The organism is Saccharopolyspora sp. NPDC002578, from assembly GCF_053592695.1.
This window is the reverse complement of the sequence record NZ_JBSFWJ010000002.1, coordinates 62,048-77,729: the sequence shown is the minus strand read 5'-3', so window position 1 is coordinate 77,729 and position 15,682 is coordinate 62,048. Positions and strand designations below refer to the sequence as shown.

Annotated in this window: 10 protein-coding genes; 2 read left to right on the top strand and 8 right to left on the bottom strand. The window is 73.5% G+C overall.

The genetic code is table 11. The features are described from left to right. Positions 1–31 precede the first annotated feature (31 nt). Positions 32–658 carry an acetoacetate decarboxylase family protein gene (locus ACWD38_RS01955; RefSeq protein WP_184478889.1) on the top strand — a complete coding sequence of 209 codons (627 nt, stop codon included), beginning with the start codon at positions 32–34 and terminating at the stop codon, positions 656–658. Positions 659–797: 139 nt separating this feature from the next. Next, a complete protein-coding gene (locus ACWD38_RS01950; RefSeq protein ID WP_184478890.1) occupies positions 798–1,457 on the top strand; it encodes a thiaminase II/PqqC family protein in 660 nt (219 codons plus the stop codon). 264 nt (positions 1,458–1,721) lie between these two features. Here ACWD38_RS01950 and ACWD38_RS01945 read toward each other — a convergent pair whose 3' ends face one another. From ACWD38_RS01945 to ACWD38_RS01910, 8 genes are all read right to left on the bottom strand, one after another. After that, a complete protein-coding gene (locus ACWD38_RS01945; RefSeq protein ID WP_450123121.1) occupies positions 1,722–3,806 on the bottom strand; it encodes a diguanylate cyclase in 2,085 nt (694 codons plus the stop codon). 478 nt (positions 3,807–4,284) lie between these two features. Next, complete coding sequence (locus tag ACWD38_RS01940) at positions 4,285–4,899, bottom strand: TetR/AcrR family transcriptional regulator (protein ID WP_184478892.1); 615 nt, start codon at positions 4,897–4,899, stop codon at positions 4,285–4,287. Positions 4,900–4,991: 92 nt separating this feature from the next. After that, positions 4,992–6,227, bottom strand: a complete 1,236-nt coding sequence (gene mycP / locus ACWD38_RS01935; protein WP_450123120.1) for a type VII secretion-associated serine protease mycosin — start codon at positions 6,225–6,227, stop codon at positions 4,992–4,994. Positions 6,228–6,254: 27 nt separating this feature from the next. Next, positions 6,255–8,963 carry a hypothetical protein gene (locus tag ACWD38_RS01930; protein ID WP_450123119.1) on the bottom strand — a complete coding sequence of 903 codons (2,709 nt, stop codon included), beginning with the start codon at positions 8,961–8,963 and terminating at the stop codon, positions 6,255–6,257. Positions 8,964–9,304: 341 nt separating this feature from the next. Beyond that, complete coding sequence (locus ACWD38_RS01925) at positions 9,305–9,697, bottom strand: DUF2237 family protein (RefSeq protein ID WP_184478895.1); 393 nt, start codon at positions 9,695–9,697, stop codon at positions 9,305–9,307. Positions 9,698–9,886: 189 nt separating this feature from the next. Next, complete coding sequence (locus ACWD38_RS01920; protein ID WP_450123118.1) at positions 9,887–10,630, bottom strand: SDR family NAD(P)-dependent oxidoreductase; 744 nt, start codon at positions 10,628–10,630, stop codon at positions 9,887–9,889. Positions 10,631–10,655: 25 nt separating this feature from the next. Continuing rightward, positions 10,656–12,380: an alpha/beta hydrolase family protein gene (locus ACWD38_RS01915; protein ID WP_450123117.1), complete on the bottom strand. Its 1,725-nt coding sequence runs from the start codon at positions 12,378–12,380 to the stop codon at positions 10,656–10,658. A gap of 110 nt (positions 12,381–12,490) precedes the next feature. Beyond that, positions 12,491–15,631, bottom strand: coding sequence for a tetratricopeptide repeat protein (locus ACWD38_RS01910; RefSeq protein WP_184478898.1), 3,141 nt, complete (start codon positions 15,629–15,631; stop codon positions 12,491–12,493). Positions 15,632–15,682 lie beyond the last annotated feature (51 nt).

Below are 15,682 nucleotides of genomic sequence, written 5' to 3'. Positions count from 1 at the left end.
CGGACCAGGACACCCATGAAGAGGAGCACCGATGCCCTATCCGCCCGAACCCTGGGAGCTGCGCGGCAGCCTGCATCTGTCGCTGTGGCGGCTGCCCGACGCGGAGCTGCCGGGCACTCCGGTGGAGACGCCGCCGATCCTCGTCGGCGGGTCCGGGTTCGTCGGCACCGCCTGGGTGGTCTACGGCCAGGGCAGCGTCATGGAGTACAACGAGCTGCTCACCGCGGTGCTGGTGCACGACCGGTTGACGCCGCGGGTGCACATCAGCCACATCTGGGTCGACAGCGCCGATTCCGAGCAGGGCGGCCGGGAGCTGTGGGGCATTCCCAAGCGGCAGGCCGAGTTCCAGCTGCGCTCCAGCACCGGTGAGTCCCGCTTCTCGCGGGTGACGTCGTTCGCGGCCGGTGGCATCGCCTCCGCCGGGTTCAGCCGCGTCGCGTCGCTGCCCGGGGCCTGGCCGTTCGCCTACCGCATCGCCCAGGACCTCAACGGGTTCCAGCAGACGCCGGTCAGCGGATCGTCCAGCGTCGTCTGGTGCACCTCGTCGTGGCGATTCGAGCCGGACGGTCCGTTGGGCTGGCTGGGCGGACGGCGGCCGGTGGCGAGCCTGGCGCTCAACGACTTCGCGATGCGGTTCGGCTCCGAAGGCGCCCGGTAGGGTCCCGCGACGGCGCCGGCACCAGCAGCTCCGGGCGCCGGAAAAATCCCGTTTTCCGTTGGTGTGAGCCGGAATCGGGCGTTGTGGCGAACTCGGCCACGACGCCCGTTCCGGGCCCGGTCGTGCGACCATCTAGGTCATGACTGGTTCCGCACGCGCACTGCTCGACTCGATTCATCACGAACTCGCCCCCCGCGAAGGGGAGAATCGACTGGTGCCGCTCGTGCAGGAGGGCACCGCCCCCCGGTCGGTGCTGGGCGCGCTGGCCGCCGAGGAATCCCGCATCGTGCCGTGCGACTGGCGCAGCTTCCTGACCCTGTCCGCGCGCGCCGCCGACCGCCCCACCCGCGAGTTCTTCGCGGGTCTCGCCCAGGGCGAGGGGGCCGCGCTCGAAGCGCTGCCGAAGCTCTCCGCCGCGCTGGGCTGGAGCGAGCAGGACGTCGCCGACTACCGCCCGAAGGCCGGGTGCCAGGCGTATCCGGCGTACATGTCGTGGCTGGCGCTGCACGCCGACCCCGGCGACGCGGCGGTGGCGATCGTGTCCAACTTCGCCGCGTTCGGCGCGTATTGCGCCGAGGTCGCCCGAGCGCTGCGCACCCGGTACGGACTGTCCGATTCGGACTGCGAGTTCTTCGACCTGTTCGGCACTCCCGTGCCCGGCGCCGACGAGCAGGCCGAGGCCGCGGTGCAGGCGGGGCTCGACGCGGGTACCACCACCGAGGCGCTCGCCCGCCAGTACGCGGGCCTGTTCCAGGACTACGAGCTCATGTTCTGGAACACGCTTCCTGACGAGATGTAGCGATGGGGCTCGATCTTTGATCTTGGCCTGCGTAGGGGTCGGGTGGCGGAACCTCAGCGTTCTTCTCGCTGCGGGATCTTATTCCCGAGTGGCTCCGCCACGAGGGAAGAAGCTGTCCTCGTGAGGAAACCGTTGAGAACCCGCGGGTGGTCGTTGTGCTCTGGCTGGTCACTGCTCAGCTGCTTCGCCGCTGACAAGACAACGACCGACAGCGCCGCTCACCTGGGAAGTCGATGTCAAGACAGGTGGTCGGCGGCTGGTTCGTCAGCTCTTGGCCGGGAGCAGCGGTGGTAGCCGGTGGATCTCGCCGTCGGAGTGCAGGCGCAGGAAGGCGTCCACGACGGCCGGGTCGAACTGCGTACCGCGGCCGTCGCGCAGTTCCTGCAGCGCCTCGTCGACGGTGAGGGTGCGCCGGTAGGGCCGGTCGGCGAGCATCGTCGCCCACGCGTCGCAGACCGAGATGATCCGCGCCTCGAACCGGATCGAAGCCGCGGCCAGTCCCAACGGGTAGCCCTTGCCGTCCCAGCGCTCGTGGTGCTGGCGCACGATCTCGGCGATCTCGTGCAGGTCCGGCACCGACCGCAGCAGGTGGTAGCCGTGATCGGGGTGCTGGCGCAGCAACGCCCACTCCGCCTCGTCGAGCGCGGCGGGTTTGCTCAGCACCGACTCCGGGATGACGATCTTGCCGACGTCGTGCAGGCGCCCGGCGAGTTCGGTGTTGTGCACGGTCGCGGCGTCGCCGCCCATCGCCCGGCACACGACCCGCGCGTAGGACCCGACGGCGCGACCGTGCGAGTGCGAGGACAAGTAGTGGTCGACCTGGTCGCTGACCGAGTGCAGGTAGCCGAGCGCCGCGGTGTGGTCCACCGCGGTCACGGCGACCGGGCGCTCGCCCACCGAGATCCGGTCGCGGCCTTCGGCCTTCGCCGCGTACAGCGCGCGGTCGGCGGCGGCCACGATCTGCATCGGATCGTCCTCCTGACCGGTCGCCCGCGCCGCCCCGACCGAGGTGGTGACCGCGATCCACTCCGCGCGCTCGACGACGACCGGTTCCCGCGCGACCGCCAGCCGGAGCCGTTCGGCGATCGCCGGCACGTCCTCGTCGGCCACGTCCGTGCTCAGCAGCGCGAATTCCTCGCCGCCGTAGCGGGCCAGCACGTCGCCTTCGCGCACGACCTCGCGCAGCCGGTTCGAGATCTCCACGAGCACGCGGTCGCCCACCGGGTGCCCGTAGCGGTCGTTGATGGACTTGAAGTGGTCGACGTCCACGATGAACACCGCGAGCCGCGTGCGGGCCCGGCTCGCGCGCGCCAGGGCCTTCGGCAGTTCCATCTCGAAGTACCGCCGCGTGTGCAGCCCGGTCAGCGAGTCCGTCACCGCGAGCCTGCGCTGCTCGGAGACCATCACCACCAGCCTGCCCAGGGTGAGCAGGAACAGCACCGCGCAGGCCACCGCGATCGCGTTCACGTAGCCGTCGGAGACCCGGGCGTTCTCCAGCACCAGGATGCCGGGCGCGATGAGCGAGGCGGCGGCCAGCATCGTCACCCGCAGCGGGCTCAGGTTCAGCTCCCGGCCCGGCCCCGTCTGGGTCAGCGCGGCCATCGTCGGGTGCAGTCCGGCGGTGCCGAGGGCGATGTTGCCCGCGAGCCACAGCGCGTCCAGAAAGTTCCCGGCGAAGTAGCTGCCGTCGATCCGCTGCAGCACGTAGATCGAATCGGCGCCGAGGAACGCCAGCAGGTTGCCCACCAGCAGGAAGAACGACGGCGGGCGCGGACCGGGGTCGAGCAGCAGCCGCAACCCCACCGCCAGCAGCGCCAGGTCCAGCACCGGGTAGGCCACGTAGGCCGCCGTGGTCAGTCCGGACTCGGTCCCGCTGGTCAACGGCTTGATCAGGTACAGCCAGGACAGCAGGGCCGCCGCCACGCCCAGCACCGTCGCGTCGATGAGGCTCAGCAGGTCGCGCCGCGGCGAACGCGCTCTGATCAGCAGCAGCACCCCGGTGACGATCAGCGGGTAGTGCGCCAGGTAGAGGACGTCGGCGACGAACGGGAACGTGGTGATGCCCAGCAGGTAGTGCGCCGTGTAGAAGCTGGTGTCGGCGAGGAAGTACACGGCTTGGCTGCTGGCGATCAGCAGCCACGGCAGGCGCCAGCGCGGCCGGTGAACGCGCAGTCCGTACAGCAGGGCGGGCACCGCGGAGGCGCTGATGCCGCAGTAGAGCACGATCCGCAGCGGGTTCGTGGCGTCGTTCTCCGGGATGGCGAAGTAGGCGACGGCCACCAGCGCGCAGACCACTAAGTAGACCGGCCAGACGAGGCCGCCGAACGTCCGCCGAACCGAGCTGATCATCGAAGCCTTTCCACTGGGGACACGACCGTAGCGGTCGAGCGGTGGTCGATGCCATGCGTAAGAGCCCGATCCGCCGAAGATCGGCATCCACCCTAGTGGTTCTTTCAGAACGACCTTCGTAGCTGGTTGCTCAGCGGAACCTCAGCGGCTTCCTCGCTGCGGGATCGTTTTCTGATGTAGCAGCCCTACACGGCGAAATCGCTGTCCTCGCGAGGAAGCCGCTGAGAACCCGCCGGCGGTCGGATTGCTCTGGCTGGTCACTGCTCAGCGGCTCCGCCGCTGACAAGGCAAAGTTCAAAAGATCGTTCTGCACGGCCTCCTAGTGGCCGAGGTCCGCTCGCCCGATGATGTGGATCACTGCGGATGCGCTCGCGGATCAGGGGAATCGGGCCGACGGCGCGAATCCGGGCGCGGACCGGCGAGGAGCCGGGGCCAATGCCATCCACAGTGGAGCAAGAACGAGCGGCGAGCGCGCCGCTCAGCGCAGCAGTGAGGTGATCAGGTCGTCCAGCCCCGCGCGGATCCGTTCCAGCGACATGCCCGCGACCTCCTGCTGGTAGGTGATCAGCACCGAGGCGAACGGCGCCAGCAACGCGTCGGCCCACACCTGCGCGTCCCCCTCCGGCCGGGCCGAACGCAGCAGTTCCGCCAAGTGCGCGCGATGCGCCCCGTAAGCGCCGCTGAGGTGGCGGGCATGCGCGCTGTTGGTCTCGGCGACCAGCAGCAGCGCCGACTGCTCGTCGACCCGGTCGAGCAGCGCGTCCAGGAACGCCCGGATCCGCTCGGCGGGCGCCGCACCCGGACCTAACGGCGCGGGCCCGCTGAGGAACGCCTCCTGGAACTCCCGCTCCCGCTCGTCGAGCAGCGCGTAGGCCAGCCCCGCGCGGTCCCCGAACCGCCGGTAGACGGTGCCGACGCCGACCCCCGCGGACTGGGCCACGTCCTCCATCGACAAGGACTCCACGCCGTGCCTGCGCACCATGCCCTGCGCGGCGTCCATGATCCGCCTGCGGTTGCGCGCGGCGTCGGCGCGTTCGACGTGCGCCGCGCGCTCGGTGCACGGCGGGTCGCAGGCCGGCTGGTCGGCTCGCATCGGAATCCCTCCCTCGATCCGCTACGTCCGCACAGTGTGCCGATCCGGCGCGGCGAGCCCAACGGCGCCGTGCCCTGCGACCCGGTGAACGGTCACTCCGGCGCGGACTCCTGCGGTCCGTCGACCACCTTCACCACCCGGCGCCTGCGCCACCGCCGCTGATGTCCGACCGGGCCGAGCCGGGTGCCGATCACGGCGGCGATCACCACCAGCACCAGCCCGGCGATGCTCAACGTCACCACCCGCATCGGCACCGGGTTGTCCACCGGGATGTCCGGGTGCGCCGCGCGTCCGGCGGGAGTGCCTCCCGCGGCGGCGCCGCCCTCCTCGGGCAGCACCGCGGTCACCGCCGAGTACGGGTTCACCGTGCCCCAGCCCATCTGCGGGTCCGGGACCGTGACGCCCGGCCGGGTCGCCGTCGCCTGCAACCGGTACTTGACCTGCTCCGCGGTCAGTTCCGGGTGGTAGGAGCGGACCAGCGCCGCGGTCCCGGTGACGAACGGCGTCGCGAAGCTCGTGCCGCTGTCCTGCCAATGCCCCGGGCCGCCCGGCCCGAGGCTCATCACGTCCACGCCGGGGGCGACGAGGGCGACGAAGTCACCGGTCTGTGAGAAGTTCGCCCGCGCGCCGCTGGAATCCACCGCGCCGACCGCCAGCACGCCCGGGTACGAAGCCGGGTACGGGATCGGGTTGCCCTCCTGGGCGCCGTTGGCGACCGCGGCCACGACCAGCACGTCCCGCGACTGCGCGAATTCGATCGCGCCGCGCAGCTCCTGGTCGTCGTAGTAGGTGCTCTCGGAGATGTTGATGACCTTCACGCCCGAGTTCACCGCCGTGCGGATGCCTTCGGCCATGGTGTGCGCGGAACCGCCGTCGGTGGACTGGGTGTCCCGGATCGGCAGCACCTGCGCGTCCGGGGCGACCCCGGCGAACCCGACGCCGGGCTGCTGGCGCGCCGCGATGATCCCGGCCACGAACGTGCCGTGCCCGAGGCAGTCGGTGTTCGCGGGCCCACCGCCGGAGGAGTAGACGTCGTGCCCGACGAGGACGCCGCCGGCCAGCTGCGGGATCGACGCGTCCACCCCGGAGTCGATGACGCCGACGAGCACGCCCTGCCCGCGGGTCAGCTCCCACGCGCGTTCGGGCGCGATCAGCTGCTGCGCCCACGGCCGCGCCACCTCGGTCCGCACCGGCGGCGGGCGGCAGTCGGTGCCGGTGGCCTGGGTGCGGGGGAGCTGCGGGCCGGGCACGGCGGCGGCGGGCGCGGCCGCGGTCAGCAGCATCCCTGCCACCCCCAGCGCGGCGAGGACGGGTCGGCTTGCTCGCATGGTCCTGTTCTGCCTCATCGATCGATGTCAGTGCGCGGCCGCCGAAACCGGTTGCGGCGCAACCGGATCCGCGCCCGCGCCGGTGGGCGCGCGGGAGGCCGCGGGGGCGCCGCGCACCTCGCCCAGTACGAGGCCGACCGGTTCGCCGAACCGCTCGACGTGGTCGGCGTCGGTGAGCACCCGCAGCGGATTCGCGTGCCTGCGGTGCAGCGCGCGGCGCAACCTCGGTAGCACCGCCTCGTCGGCCTCGGTGAGCTCACCGGGAGCCGGGGCCTCGCCGGGACGCAGCTCGCGCAGCAGCACCGCGGGCGGCGCGGCCGATCCGCTCCCGTCCTGCTCGGTGTCCTGGCGATCCACCGCGAGCACCTTGAACCGGGTCGCCGCGCTGAACACCACCTCGTCCGGCGCGCCCTGGCCGATCGCGGCGACGCGGCGCGCCGACAGCGACCAGATCACCACGTCCACGTGCGGATCCTCCACGGTCACGTCGCTCGCGGAGGTCCCGCTCAGGAACGCGGGCTCGTCGAGCAACGTGCCCGGTTCGTAGCCCGGCAGCGGAGAGTGCCCGTCGCGCACCCGAGCGGTGCGGAACGAGGCGCCGCGGTGCACCGGCAACCTGCGCAACCCGGAGGTCAGGCAGGCCGCGTAGTCCCGGACCGCCGCGGCGTCCGGACCGCGCAACGCCCGGTTGATCGCGTTCCCGCCCGACGGCCCGCCCCCGATGTAGAGGTGCACGGCCACGAAGTCCGCCTTGGAGTCCGGCTCGCCCGCCGATTCGCGCAATGCCGGGAAGGTCGCGAGCGCGGTGTTCACGGACGGCAGCGAATCGTCGAACGCCTCGCCCGCCCACTGGGAGAAGCGGGTGCGTTCCTCCGCGGTGCTCTGGTGGTCGGCGGGCAGCGGGTCGTCCGGCAGCGGCGCCGGGACGAGTCGCAGCACCGGCGCGGGCGGCTGCTCGGCCGATGCCTCGGGCGTCACGTCGCGGACCTGGTCTCCGTCGATGCGCAGCATGACGGTGTCCTGCGTCGCGGCGGGCTCCGGAGGCGCGCTGCCCTCGTCCTGCGGGGAGGTGCTCGGCACCACCGGCATCCGCATGGTCGTGGCGTTGGCCGGCTGCTCCGGAGCGTCCGGTGCGGGCCGGTCCGGCGGGGCGAGCACCGGCGCGCGCACCGTCTCCTGATCGACCGGGCGGGGCCGGAGCAGGTTCGGCGCCGGGCCTTGCGACTCGGTGCGCGGGCGCGTCGCGGGGAGCGGGGGAGCGGTGATCGGTTCCGGTGCCGCCGCGTCCGCTGCCGGGGTGCTCGCGTCGGGCGTCGTCGTGCCGCCGTCGGAGGGTGGCTGCTGCGGAGCGTTCTCGGCGGGCGCGGCCCCGGGCGGCGCGGCGGCGACGGCGCCACCGGCGGCGGACAGCGTCGGGAACTCCAGCCGCTGCGCGAGCTCGCCCGCGGCCGTCCGCAGCTGGGCACGCAGCGGCTCGTCGGTCAGACCCAGCACCAGCAGCCGCAACCTGCCCCGCTGCTGCGGGCTCAACCCGCCCAGCAGCGCGTGCAGCACCTGCGGAACCTGCTGCGGCAGTCCGACGTGCGGGCGGCCCAGCGTCAGGGTCATGCGGTCGGGTTCGAAGGCCAGCCGATCAGCGGGGTCGGGCGCACCGGCCTGCATCCCCTCGACCAGGGCCAGGCCGGAAGGCACCACCTTCGCCTGCAGCTCACCCGGCACCGGCCGTCCGGGACTGGCCTGCGCCATGCCGCCCCACCGGTACAGCGCCGGACCTGCGGGCACCCAGCCGCGCGGCGCGGCGGCGGCCGAGACGACCTGCGCACCGCTGGCCGAATACCGCAGCAGCAGCGGGAACGGCTGCCACTGCGCACCGTCGGCCGCGCGGGCGACGGCGCGTTCGACCCCGTCCTCGCCGCGGCGCACCGTGCCCGTCGCGGCGAACACGTCGTGCCCGAGCAGCCGGGCCAGCTGCTGCATCCACTCCGCCGCGGCGGTGTCCGCCGAGGTCGGGATCAGTTCCATGCTGCCGCGCACCGCGGGCGGCAGCGGCCCGACCGCGGCGGCGACCTGCGCGGGAGTGACCGACGGCGCCAGCAGCACCCGAGGACGCTGGCCGGACTGCGGGACGACGACGCCAGCGTCGGGCGCGCGCGGGCTCTCCGCGGGCCGCAGCAGCAGGCCCGCGGGCACCGGCTCGGCCAGCAGGCCGGAGACCGAATTGGCCGCGCGCGGCAACGCCGACTCCCAGCGCGGCGTCGGCAGCCGCAGCGCGAAGGGCTGCGCGACGGTGCCGGTGCGGAACAACCGCCATGCGTGCTCACCGGTACCGGCGAAGATCGCCCCGCCCGGAACCAGCGCCAGCGGCCCGTCCGGAGCGAGCACGTCCACGCGGAACTCATCGGCCAGCCGCTGCGCGGGCGACCACCCCTGCGGACCCGCCTGGTGCAGACCGGACACCGCGACCCACACCTGCGGCGGCTGCGGCCCGCGGTTCACGCCGCCGAGCACACCGCGGAAGGCCTCGTGCAGCGAACCGAGGAAGGACGGATCGGTGACCGCGGCCGCCGAGGCCAGCACCACACCGGAACCGGGCGGTTGCGCGACCGTGTCGAAGAACCGCTGTTCGCGTTCGTCCTGATCGTCGACCTTGCGGATCACCGCTTTGCCCGCCTGGGCCTGGACGTACAGGCTCGGCGAGCCGGGGGACCCGGTCGTGCTGGAGTCCGGTGCTGACATCAACCGCTCTCGTTCCGCGCGCAGTCCGCCCCTCCGGTGCGGGCTTCGGTGCCCGCGCGAAGGCGCGGCCGTACCGGCCCCAGTCTGATCGACCGGCGACAGGAGCGGAACGCGTTCCGCTGCCACCGGCGATGTTCGCAGGGGTTTCCCTCACCCGGCGGTGTCGGCGTCGGGCGACCGGCCCAACGAGGGTGGGCGGCGAGATCCGGATCATCGCACGCGTACGCGCGGACCTCGCCGGTACCCGGGCGGAGCTACGTGAGAAATCGATCCCGCAGCGAGGAAGTCGCTGAGGTTGCGCTACCCGGCCCGCTGCTCAAGCCGAGATCGAAGACAGGCGATCAGGTCAGCGTGCTCGGATCTGCGGGCACGTCCACGGCGTGCTCCTGCAGTGCGCTCAGCGGGACCACCTCGATCGCCTTCGCGTGGGTGGCGGCCAGCAGCACCGGCGGAGCCGCCCCCGCCGAATAGGCCTCCAGCCAGCGAGAAGCGCACACGCACCAGCGATCACCGGGCTGCAGGCCCGCGAAGCCGTACTCCGGGCGGGGCGTCACCAGATCGTTGCCCGTCTCCTGTTGCTGCACGAGGAATTCGGTGGAGACCACGGCGCACACCGTGTGCTCGCCGACGTCCTCCGGTCCGGTCGAGCAGCAGCCGTCGCGGTAGAAACCGGTGAGCGGTTCGGTGCCGCAAGGCTCCAGTTCGCCACCGAGAACGTTGCGATCGGTCGTCATGAGGGCACCTTCACTCCAACACCTGGACGCCGGTAGGGGGCGGGCCCGAGCCGGGTCGAACTCCCCGGAGGGCGACCGCCCTCGGAGGTTGGACGCCCTGCGACCTCAGGCCCCGAAACCTGAGCTCCCAGTGTGGCGAGAACGGCGGTATCCGTCCAGTGGCGCGTTTTCGCCCCCGGTGCCCGATTCCTAGCGCGGCATCCGGCGCCAGATCGGGCGCGGCACGTACCGCAGCACCCCGAACAGCACCCGCAGCGCGAACGGCACCCACACCTCGACGCGGCCCCGGCGCAGCGCCCGCACCGCGGCATCGGCGACCTGACCGGGGGTGCTGGAGAACGGGGCGGGGGACATGCCCTCGGTCATCCGTCCGACGACGAAGCCCGGCCGCACCACCAGCAGGCTCACCCCGCTGCCGGCGAGCGCGTCCGCGAGCCCCGCCGCGAACCCGTCGAGCCCGGCCTTCGCCGACCCGTAGACGTAGTTCGCCCGCCGCACCCGCACCCCGGCCACCGAGGAGAACACCACCAGCCGCCCGGCGCCTTGCGCGCGCAGCACGGTCGCGAGGTGCGTGAGCACCGAGACGTGCGCGACGTAGTCGGTGTGCACGATCGACACCGCGTGCTCGGCGTCGTGCTCGGCGCGTTCCTGATCACCGAGGATGCCGAAGGAGACGATCACGTCGTCCAACGTCCCGTGCCGGGCGGTGAGGTCGTCGAGCAGCGTCCGGTGCGTGCCGAGGTCGTCGGCGTCGAACTCCACCCGCTCGACCTCGGCGGCTCCGGCTTCGCGCAGCAGTGCTTCCTGCTGGTCGAGGTCGTTGCTGCGCCGGGCGGCCAGGACCACCGTGCGGGCGCCGTCGCCGACCAGGCGGGCGGCCAGTTCGACACCGATCTCGCTGCGGCCGCCGAGGACCAGAACCGTTGAGCTCATCGCGGATCAGTGTGCCCGACGACGATCAGCGCACTCCGGGTGAGGGTGCCAGTCCGCTGCGGCAGAACGCGACGACCTTCTCCCGCAGCGTTCCCCGGTCCACCGCGGCCACGGCGTCGTGCCCGGCGTCGACCTCGAAGTACCGGAAGGCGGGGCCCGCGACGGACGGCCCGGCGAGCCGCCGGCGCAACGTCCGCGCCCGGCCGACCGGCACCGTCTCGTCGCCGGTGCCGTGCACCAGCAGCACCGGCGCGGTGTTCGCCTCCATGCCCCGCGCCAGTTCGTCGTCGTCGGTGAGCAGCGGCGCCAGCGCGACGCACGCCGACCACAGCCCCGGCGTGCTGCCCGCGGCCTGCAGCGCGAGCCGGCCGCCGTGGCCGCCGCCGAGCAGGATCGGACCGGGCAGTCCGGGCCGCTGCGAACGCAGGTGGTGCCCGAGCGAGATCACCCCGGCCAGGTCCGGCCCGCCCCACTTGCCGTCCTCGGCGCGGTGGTTCGGCGCGATGACGGCCACGCCCACCGCCGCCAGGTCCTGGAACAGCGGGTGGAACTCCCAGCGCCACAGCGCACCTTCGGTGTGGTGCAGCGCGAGCACCACGTGCTCGCAGGAACGCCACTTCGCGCCGCCGTAGACGATGGCCTCGATGCCGCCGCCGAGCCGCAGCAGGTCCGCCGACGCCCACGGCGGCTGCTCCGGGCCCGGTTCCTCCGGGATCGCGGAGCAGGATCCGCTCGGCGAGACCGTCACCAGCGTCGACGGCCGGGCGGGCGAGGAGAACGGCACCCGCACCGTGCGTCCGTTCAAGTGCGCCTGATCTCCGGTGCGGCCGGGCGGCAGGGTGAGCGCGGTGAGCTTGTCATCGCGCGGGGAGTAGAGGTCCAGCGCCGACAACGCGCCCGATTCCCGCCGCAGCAGCACCCGCTGGCCGCCGTCGTCCACGGTCAGCGGGATGTGCGTCGGGCACAGCCGGTCCGGGAACCGCACGCTGCCCGCCCCGTCCAGCAGCACCCACCCGACCCGGTCCGCGCCGGTGGAGGTGGAGCGCACCAGCAGCAGCTTGGAGCGCTGGTGGTGCAGCAGGATCCGGTCGTCGCTGCCGGGCGACAGCGAGAACAGCGGCTGCCACGATCCGCGCCGCAGGTCGGCGAGCACCCCTTCGACCGCGTGCCCGGGCCGCGACAGGTTCAGCGCGAGCAGATCCGCGTCGGTGTCGAGCCACACACCCCCAGAGGCGGCTCCTGGCAGCCGCACGAGTGGCTCGACACCGGGCGGGCCGTCGGTGAGTCGCCAGACGGCCGTCTGTTCCGGGTCTTCGCGGGCGACCAGGAAGCCCAGCTGCGCCGCCGACGGGCTCGGCAGCAAGTAGCCGTCCGCCGCGCGCACTTGGCCCAGGATGTGGGTGCGCGGCACCGGCGGGGCGATCAGTTCCAGCTCGGCGAGGTCGCCGCGCTCGGTCAGCAGCAGCACCCGCCCGTCGCCTAGCGGCAGCACCTGCGCGTAGGGATCGACGGCCTTGCTGTGGTGGATCAGTTCAGGCCCGGAGGGGCGGATCTTGCCGGGGATCTGGCCGAAGCGACGGCTGCGCAGCACGTGCGGCCGGGCGCCGCGAGCCGCGAAGGACCACAGCTCCAAGGTGGACGCCTCGGCGCTGGTGCGGACGCAGGCGATCTCCCGGCCGTCGGGGGAGAAGCCGAAGTTCGACCTGGCCACGGCCAAGGTGGCGGGCCGGATCGGGGCGGGTGCGCTCATGCGCGCCTCGGGCAAGCGGAATGCACTCCGCGACAGTAGAAAACCGCTGTTCAGGGCGGTTTAGGGTTTGCTTAAGGGTGGGCCTGCGTCACCCGTAACGGGCAGGATCGTCACTCGGAGGTGTCAGTGCGGCGCCGATTTCCGGGGATGCCGGGGAACGGGCGCGGATCGACGGAGATCTCGCGCATCCGCTTGCTGTAGAGCTCGTAGCGGCGGCGGGCCTCGCCGAAGCGCTCCGCGCGCAGCAACGTGCTCACCAGGTCGAGGTGCGCTTCTTCGTCGTAGCAGTCGTCGCGCAACAGCCGCAGGGCGAACCGGGCGACCCGGTCGGTGTCGCCTTCGGCGCGCAGCCGCCGGGTCAGCGCCCGCAGCACGGCGACGTGCGTGGTGCGCAGCTCGTCGGCCAGCGCGTCCGCCCAGGCCTGGTACGGATCGTCCTCCAGGAAGTCGCCGGTGTAGGCGGCCTCCGCGTCCAGCAGCTGCGCGGTCGCCGAGGGCAGCTCGTCGCGATGCGCCTGCAACGCCCGGTCGGCCTGGGCGAGGAACGCTTCGACGTCCACGCGGACGTAGCGCGGATCGAGGCCGACGGTGCCGGTCTCGCTGGTCAGCAGGACCGAACCGGTCATCGGCCCGGGCCCTGAGAGCACGTCGCGCACGGTCGAGAGCAGCACCGAGAGCCGGTTGCCCGCCCGCACCGGGTCCACTTCGGGCCACAGCAGTTCCATCAGCTCTTCGCGGCGCAGCGGGCGCCGCTTCGCGACGAGGATCTTCAGCAGCTCGCGGGCTTTGCGGGACTGCCACGCCGCGCGCGGCACCGGCAGCCCGGCGTGTTCGATCCGGAACACGCCCAGCGCGCGCAGCGCCACCGGCGGGGCCAGTCGCGCCACCGCGGCGAGCGGGCCGGCGGCCGTCCGGGAGTCGGGTGTCGCGCCGTGCTCGCGCAGGGTGCGTTCGGCGAGGTCCGCGACCGCTCCGGCACCGTCGCGCACGGGGCCCAGCCGGTGGCGCAGCAGCACGGCCTGCGCCTCTTCGACGGCGAAACCGCCTTCGCGCCAGATCTGCACGGCCTCGTCCAGCGCCGGTCCGTGCTCCAGCGGGTCGGGGGAGGTGACGGCGGTGAGCGCCAGCGCTTCCGCCAAGCCGGGTTCGTCGCCGCGGGAGCGGGCCTGTTCGGCGGCGAGCGCGGCGTCGGCGATCGCCGGTTCGAGGTCCCCGGCCTCCCACGCGATCCAGCCGCGGGTGAGCAGGGCGCGCACCTCGTGCAGGTGCTCGCCGAGGTCGACCGCGCGCTGGGCCAGCGCGCGCGCCTGCTCCGGGTCGTCGACCGCGCGGATCCGGGCGAGCCCGATCAGCGCGGCGCTCGTGCCGAGCACGTCCCGCGCGGGTTCCGCCAGTGCCAGCGCCTCCTCGTAGGCGGAGCGGGCCCGTTCGAGCCTGCCGCGCTGGCGGTGCACGTCGCCGCGCACGCACAGCGGCCAGGCGAGGTAGCCGGTGCCGAACCGGCCGAATCCGTCGCAGGCGGCGTCGATCGCGACGGTCGCCTCGTCGAACCGGCCGAGCCGGGCGAGGGCGGTGCCGCGCTGGGTCAGCGCGTGCGCCCGCAGCAGCGGGTCCCCGTGCTTCTCCGCGATCCGCAGCGCCGCGTCGGCGTGCGCCAGGGCCGGGGCGGGTTCGCCCGCTTCGGTGCAGTGCAGCGCGCGCAGCGCGTGCAGCCTGCCGAGCGGTACCGCCGGGGCGTTCTCCGCGGCGTCGAACCAGGCGGTGCGCGCCTCGCGCTGGTCGCCGCGGGCGGCGGCGAGCACGGCGCGGGCGATGCGGGCGGCGGTGGACGCCGCTGATCCGGGTGTGCAGCGTGCGGCGATCTCCTCGGCCCGGGTGGCGGCCTCCCGGCCGCGTGCGACGTCGCCGGTGAGGCGGTGGGCCAGCGCGGCGATCGCGGACAGCCGGGCCTCGTCGGACGTGGTTCCGGTGCCGTGCGCGGCGGAGCAGGCGTCGAGCGCTTCGGCGGGTTCGGCCCTGGCCAGCGCGGCGGCGGCGATCCGCCACGCCAGCGCGGGATCGGCCGGTGAGCCCGCCCGCCGCCAGCTCGCGGCGGCCTCCGGCCAGCGGCCCCGCAGCCGGTGCGCCTGGCCGACGAGGAGCGCGATCGCCTCTCCTGCCGAGTCGCCGAGCAACGCCGCGGCGTCGAGGACCACGTCCACGTGCCCGTCGTCGAGCAGCCTGCCGCCGACGTCGGTGAGCAGCGCGGCGCAGCGCTCGGTGTCGCGCGCGGCGACGAGGTGGCGCAGCGCGCGCTCGTGCCGACCGGCCCGGTGGTCCTCCTCGGCGGCCTGGCGGTGCAGCGAAGTGCGGATCTCGGGGGTCACCGTGCGCGGTTCCGCGAGGAACTCGGCCAGCGGGGGCACCAGCGCCCACCGCCCGGTTCCGGAGGGCCGCAGCAGGCCGCGCCGGGCGAGGTCGGTGAACACGCCGCCGGGTTCTTCGGAGGTGACGTCGCCGAGCACGGCCAGCCGGTGCAGCGCGTGCCGCGCGCGCTCCGGCTCGCGGTCGAGGACTTCCTCGGCGAGGTACGGGTGGAACCGGTCGGCGGTCGGCATCCCGGAGCGGCGGGGTTCGGGCACGGTCCGCAGCGATTCGATGGCGCGGCAGACCGCGGCGGGCCAGCCACCGGTGCGTTCGCTGAGCTCGTGGGCGAGCGCGACGTCGCCGTCTCCGAGGGCGCCGTCGAGCAGTTCGGCGATCTCGTCGGTGTCGAAGGCGAGCAGTCCGGCGTCGATCTCGCCGACCTTGCCCTGCCCCCGCAGCCGTTCCAGGGAGAACGGAGGTTCGTGGCGCGACAGCAGCACCAGCCGCAGGCGGGGCGGCGCGGTGCGGCACAGGTCGGCGATGAGCGAGACCGCGTGCTCACCGGCCTCGTGCAGATCGTCGATCACCAGGTGCAGATCCGCGGGCAGGTCGCGCAGCCAGTCGCAGATCGCCCCGCGCTCGGTGGCCGGGGCGGGGCCGGGCAGGTGCGGGAGAGCGGCGTCGACGAGGTGGGTGAGCAGCCGTCCGGCGTCGTCACCGGAGCTCTCGGGCGACCACCAGGCGGTGGTGACGCCCGTGGCGGCCCATTCCTTGACGGCCGTCGTCTTGCCCCATCCGGCCGCCGCGATCACCAGGCACACCCGGTTCCGGGCGGCCGTGTCGAGCGCGTCGTCCAGCACCGGGCGCGCAACGGTGCCCGTGCCGAGCTGGTCGCGACGTCCCATCACACCTCCCCACCTGCGTTGATCCGCTCCATGGTGAGATCGGTCCGGGTG